Origin of the sequence: Bacillus sp. SIMBA_005 (assembly GCF_046535585.1) — a bacterium.
GTDB classification, from domain to species: Bacteria; Bacillota; Bacilli; order Bacillales; family Bacillaceae; genus Bacillus; species Bacillus pumilus.
Map to the genome: position 1 here is coordinate 1 of NZ_JAWRWI010000925.1, position 247 is coordinate 247.

Sequence of the window (247 nt, forward strand, 5' to 3'; positions counted from 1 at the left end):
CGGCAGCGGCACCGATGTTCTGGCGGCGTCGCTGCGCTCGCCGGAGGACATCGTCGGTCTGCGGATGCTGGGCGTGCCCTACTTCACCGCCGCCCCGGACGTGATCGAGCGGATGCTCCTCCACGACGTGAGCGACAGCTCGGCTGTGGAGTTCGACGCGGCCATGGAGCGACTCGGGGCCTGACCCGGGTCGATCGGGCTGCAGCTTCTGCGCACGCTGCGCGTCGGGGTCAGGCGGATGCCGCCT

The 247-nt window shown here is 71.3% G+C and carries 1 protein-coding gene; it reads left to right on the forward strand.

Annotated features, from left to right (window positions below; all coding sequences use genetic code 11):
• The coding region (locus SB660_RS22780) for a beta/alpha barrel domain-containing protein (protein ID WP_410584786.1) at positions 1–184 on the forward strand (184 nt) is incomplete at its 5' end.
• Positions 185–247: the final 63 nt, after the last annotated feature.